Origin of the sequence: Crenalkalicoccus roseus, assembly GCF_004761865.1 — a bacterium.
Taxonomy (GTDB): Bacteria; Pseudomonadota; Alphaproteobacteria; order Acetobacterales; family Acetobacteraceae; genus Crenalkalicoccus; species Crenalkalicoccus roseus.
Window position 1 is genome coordinate 1 of record NZ_SJDM01000082.1, and the last position, 4,615, is coordinate 4,615.

Annotated in this window: 4 protein-coding genes and 1 pseudogene; all 5 read right to left on the bottom strand. The window is 77.1% G+C overall.

Annotated features, from left to right (window positions below):
* A partial coding sequence (gene tilS / locus ET526_RS20715) for a tRNA lysidine(34) synthetase TilS (RefSeq protein ID WP_135470927.1) occupies positions 1-824 on the bottom strand: 824 nt, incomplete at its 3' end.
* A gap of 343 nt (positions 825-1,167) precedes the next feature.
* A complete protein-coding gene (locus tag ET526_RS21405; RefSeq protein WP_158295657.1) occupies positions 1,168-2,013 on the bottom strand; it encodes a tol-pal system YbgF family protein in 846 nt (281 codons plus the stop codon).
* Between the two features lie 118 nt (positions 2,014-2,131).
* Positions 2,132-2,629: a peptidoglycan-associated lipoprotein Pal gene (gene pal, locus ET526_RS20725; protein WP_135470929.1), complete on the bottom strand. Its 498-nt coding sequence runs from the start codon at positions 2,627-2,629 to the stop codon at positions 2,132-2,134.
* A 133-nt stretch (positions 2,630-2,762) separates the two neighbouring features.
* A complete protein-coding gene (gene tolB, locus ET526_RS20730) occupies positions 2,763-4,133 on the bottom strand; it encodes a Tol-Pal system beta propeller repeat protein TolB (RefSeq protein WP_135470932.1) in 1,371 nt (456 codons plus the stop codon).
* Positions 4,130-4,615 (bottom strand): annotated as a pseudogene (locus tag ET526_RS20735) (hypothetical protein); the annotation flags it as partial. The pseudogene ET526_RS20735 and the gene tolB, both read right to left, overlap by 4 nt.

The following is a 4,615-nucleotide window of genomic DNA, read 5'->3' on the forward strand; positions in this document are numbered from 1 at the left end:
AGCAGCGCCGCCAGCGCCGCCCCAGCCACCGCATCCGCGCCGAGCGCCGCCGGCTCGATCTCCGCCCAGCCTTCGGGGTGGAGCCGCGCCGCGACGGCGAGGCGCTCCGCGACCGCCGCCTCCCGCGCCGCCCGCCGCCGGGCGAAGGCGCCGGCCGCCTCGGCCAGCGCGGCGGTGGCAGGGCCGGTGCCGCCCGGATCGCCGAGCGCCTGGCGCAGCCGCGCCCGGGCGAAGCGCGGATCGGCGTTGCTCGGGTCCCGCACCGGGGCGATGCCCGCCGCCTCCAGCACCGCCTCCAGCCGCGCCGGCGGGACGCCGAGCAGCGGGCGCAGCACCAGCGCCGCCGCCGCCTCCCGCGCCGGGGCCATGCCGGCGAGGCCGGCCGGGCCGCTGCCGCGCAGCGCGCGGAACAGCAGCGTCTCCGCCTGGTCGGCGCGGTGGTGGCCGAGCAGCAGCCAGGGCCTGCCCTCCTCCCGGCAGGCGGCGAGCAGCGCCTCCTGCCGCGCCGCCCGGGCGCGCTCCTGCAGCCCCGGCCCGGGCGCGAGGCCGAGGCGGAGCAGCCGCGCCGCGATGCCGCGGGCGGCGAGCAGGGCCGCCACGCCCTCCGCCTCGGCGCCGCTGCCGGGGCGGAGGCCGTGATCGGCGACGAGGGCCAGCAGGGAGCCGCCGCGCGCCCGCGCCCAGGCGTCGGCCAGCAGCGCCAGCGCCAGGCTGTGCGGCCCGCCGGAGACGCCGGCGGCAAGGCGCGGCGCCGCGCCGAAGGGCCCGAGCGGGGCCATCAGCGCGGCGAATTCGGCATCGGTGAGCGGAGCGGGCCGGTCCATGGCGCCCCCTGGCCAAGCGCTCGCAGCATGATCCACCCTGGCCGATCGCGCCGCCCCCCCACGCCGGGTGGGCGGCCCGCCGCCGCGGATCGAACGCCAGGGCGTATCCCGTTCAAGGCCAGGTCTCGCGGCGCGCGACCGATCCGCCCCGGGGCGCCGGCGCGTGCCTGCGCGGCGGGCGCAGGTCGCGCCCGATCGGACCCGGCATCACCTGAACGGGTGAGGATGCCGGCCCATTCCCCAGAGCAGATCGCGGACGGCCGGAAGCAGCCGGGCGCGTGACTCTGCCCTACGAACAATGGGCTGGAGCCGTTTCCGCGGTCATGGCCGAGCGGAAACGGCTCTAGCGGCAGCCGGCGCGGCGGCGCAGCTCCGCCGCGCGCTCGGAGAGCGGCGGGCGCAGGTTGGGGAAGTTGCTGCGCAGGTCGTCCAGCGTGTCGCAGGCCTCGCGGCGGTTGTTCAGGCCGACGAAGGCGTTGGCGAGGCCGAGCAGCGCCTCCGGCGCGCGCGGGCCGGTGCGGTTGCGCGTGTAGGCCTCGTTGTAGGCGAGCGCGGCGCCGGCGAAGTCCCGCCGGCCGGTCAGCGCGTCGCCGAGCAGGATGTTGGCATCCACCGCCCGGACGCCGTTGCGCTGCGCCAGCGCCTCCCGCGCCGCGGCCTCGGCGGCGGCGTAGTCGCGCCGACCGAGCGCGGCCTGCCCCTCCGCGATCGCCCGCTCGGGCGGGCGCGGGGCCGCGGCGGCGGCCGGCGGGGGCGCGGCGGGGCGCGGCGGGGCGGCGGCGGGCGCCGGCGCGGCCTGCTGGCGCGCCGCGCCCTGCCCCTCGAGCTGCTGCAGCCGGAAATCCATGTCGCCCTGCAGCTTCTCGACCGACTGCGCGAGCTGGCGGTTGCGGAACTCGAGCTCCTCCACCCGCCCGCGCATGCGGCGCACCTCCTCCTCCAGCGCCGCCACGCGGTCGAGCAGGGCGCCGACCAGCTCCCCCTGCGGCGCGCGCGGGGGGGCGGCGACGGGAGGGGCGGCGATCGGCGGCGCTACCGGCGCGGCGCCGCGCCGCAGCAGCTCCAGCTCCTGGCGGAGCTGCAGGATCTGGTTCTGCAGCGCGATCGCCTCCCGGCTGTCCATCTGCGCCGCCGCCGGCGGGGGCAGCCACAGCAGGGCGGCGAGCAGGAGGGGAAGGAGAGGTCGCATCGGCGGAGGCTCCGGTCGGGACGGGTTCGGTCCTGGCGGAACGCCGCGGCGGCAGGCGGGCGGCACCGGCCCGGGGCCGCGCCGTGCCCGGATGCCCGGCGCATCCGGACAGGCGGTCTCAGCGCACCACGGTCACGGCACGGCGGTTCTGGGCCCAGGCCTCCTCGTTGGAGCCGAGCGCCGCCGGGCGGTCCTTGCCGTAGGAGATGGTGGAGATCCGCGCCCCCGCCACGCCGTTCGCCACCAGCACGTCGCGCGCGGAGTTGGCGCGGCGCTGCCCGAGGGCGAGGTTGTACTCGCGCGTGCCGCGCTCGTCGGCATGGCCTTCCACCACCACCGCCACCTGCGGGTGCTGCTGCATCCAGCGCGCCTGGCGCTCCAGCGTCGGGCGCTGGTCGGCGCGGATGACGCTGCTGTCGAAGTCGAAGAAGACGCGGTCGCCGACATTGGCGACCAGGTCCTCCTGGCTGCCGGGGCGGGCGGCGACGCCGCCGGGGCCGGCGAGCGCGCCGGCGGCGCCGGCGCCGGTCGCCGCCGCGGTCTGGTCGCCCGGCGTCTCGCAGGCGGCGAGCAGCGCCACGGCGGCGAGCGCGCCGAACAGCTTCGTGTGGCTCATGGTCTCAGGCTTCCTTCCGATCGCAGACGGCCGGCATGGCCGCGGAATCGCGCCGGGGCCGTTACCGCCCCGGCACGTCAGGGTCAACAAACGAACCGTATCCGGCTGATACGCCCGCGCCATCGGGCCGGCCTCAGGACAGCAGCGGCGACCAGGCGGGGTCGGAGGCGTCGGTCGGCGTCACGATCTGGCGCTCGTTGAAGCCGGCGATGTCGATGGAGGCGAGGCGCGAGGAGTAGCCGCTGCCGCGCGCGTCGCGCGCCGGGGTCTCGCGGAAGTACATCAGCACCCGCCCGTTGGGGGCGAAGGTCGGCCCCTCCATGCCCCAGCCCTCGGAGAGGATGCGCTCGCCCGAGCCGTCCGGGCGCATCACGCCGATGGCGAACTGCCCGCCGGCGATGCGGGTGAAGGCGATCAGGTCGCCGCGGGGCGACCACACCGGCGTCGCGTAGCGGCCCCGCCCGAAGGAGATGCGCCGCACGTTCGAGCCGTCCGCCCCCATGACGTAGAGCTGCTGGTCGCCGCCGCGGTCGGAGTTGAACACGATCTGCGACCCGTCCGGCGAGAAGCAGGGCGAGACGTCGAGCCCGCCGCCGGAGGTGAGCTGCCGCTCCCGCCGCGTGGCGAGATCGACGACGAAGATGTTGGCGTCCCCCCCGCGCGTCGCGGAGAGCACCACCGCCCGCCCGTCGGGCGAGAAGCGCGGGGAGAGGGTCATGCCGGCGAAATTCCCCAGCACCTCCTGCCGCCCGGTGTCGAGGTGGAACAGCGACACCCGCGGCTGGTTCTGGAAGTAGGACATGAAGGCGATCTGCTGCGCGTTCGGGTGGAAGCGCGGCGTCAGCACGCTGAAGCTGCCGTCGGTCAGGAAGCGGTGGTTCTCCCCGTCCTGGTCCATGATGGCGAGGCGGCGGGTGCGCCGGTCGCGCGGCCCGCTCTCCGCCACGTACACCACGCGGGTGTCGAAATAGCCCTTCTCGCCGAGCAGCCGCTCGTAGATCACGTCCGAGATCAGGTGCGCGATGCGCCGCCAGTTGGCGGCCGGCGCGGTGAAGGCGGTGCCCTGGAGCTGCTGCTCGGGCAGCACGTCCCACAGCCGGAACTCGACGCGCAGCCGGTCGCCGGCGAGCTCGGCGCGGCCGGTGGTCAGGGCCTGCGCGCCGATGACCCGCCAGTCCTGGAAGCGCGGGGTCTGCGCCGCCGCCTCCGGCGACTGGATGAAGGCGGCGCGGTCCACCGGACGGAACAGGCCGGAATTGCGCAGGTTGGCGAGGATCACCCGGGCGATGTCGCGGCCGATGCGCTGCGCCTCCGGCGTCGCGCCGGCGAGGTCGGGCACGGCGATCGGGATCGGGTCGGTGCGCGCGCGGGTGATGTCGATCACCGCGCCCTGCGGCGCCTGCGCCGCCGCCGGCGGCGGCCAGGCGAGGGGGCCGGGGGCGGCGAGGGTGGCGCCGGCGGCGATCAGGGTGCGGCGACCGAGGCGGGGAGTCTTCGGCGTCATCGTGGAACGAGGCCCCTCGGATTGAATCGGAAGGTGGATGCCATCACGGTCTGGAATTTCGCGGGCGGGATCCTGAGCGGGTTGCACTGCGGCGACAGCAGGGCGCGCCTCGCGGATTCATATACGGCGCGGCCGCGCGGATCGGAGGGGACGCCGCCCGCCGGCACGACGTTGCGCACGTTGCCCTGGCCGTCGAGCTGCACGCGCAGCTCCACGACGATGTCGGACAGGCCGACCATGCCGCCATCCACCGACCAGCACTCGCTGATCTGGTCGGCGAGGCCGCGGATCTCGCCGGCGGTGAGCTGCGCCGCGCCCTCCGGCGCGCCGCCGCCGCGCTGCGGCGCCCCCTGCGGCGGGTTCGGCCGCGCGGCCGGCGCCTCGCGCTGCTGCTGCTGGCGCAGCCGCTCGAGCGTGTTCAGCACGCTCTGGCTGCGCTCCTGCGGGCGCGGGGCGGGCGGGGTCTGGGCGGTGCCGGGCTC

What these genes read in the sequence shown, in the direction of transcription:
- ET526_RS21405 (WP_158295657.1), bottom strand. Translation starts at nt 2,013, where the DNA reads ATGCGACCTCTCCTTCCCCTCCTGCTCGCCGCCCTGCTGTGGCTGCCC.
- pal (WP_135470929.1), bottom strand. Translation starts at nt 2,629, where the DNA reads ATGAGCCACACGAAGCTGTTCGGCGCGCTCGCCGCCGTGGCGCTGCTC.
- tolB (WP_135470932.1), bottom strand. Translation starts at nt 4,133, where the DNA reads ATGACGCCGAAGACTCCCCGCCTCGGTCGCCGCACCCTGATCGCCGCC.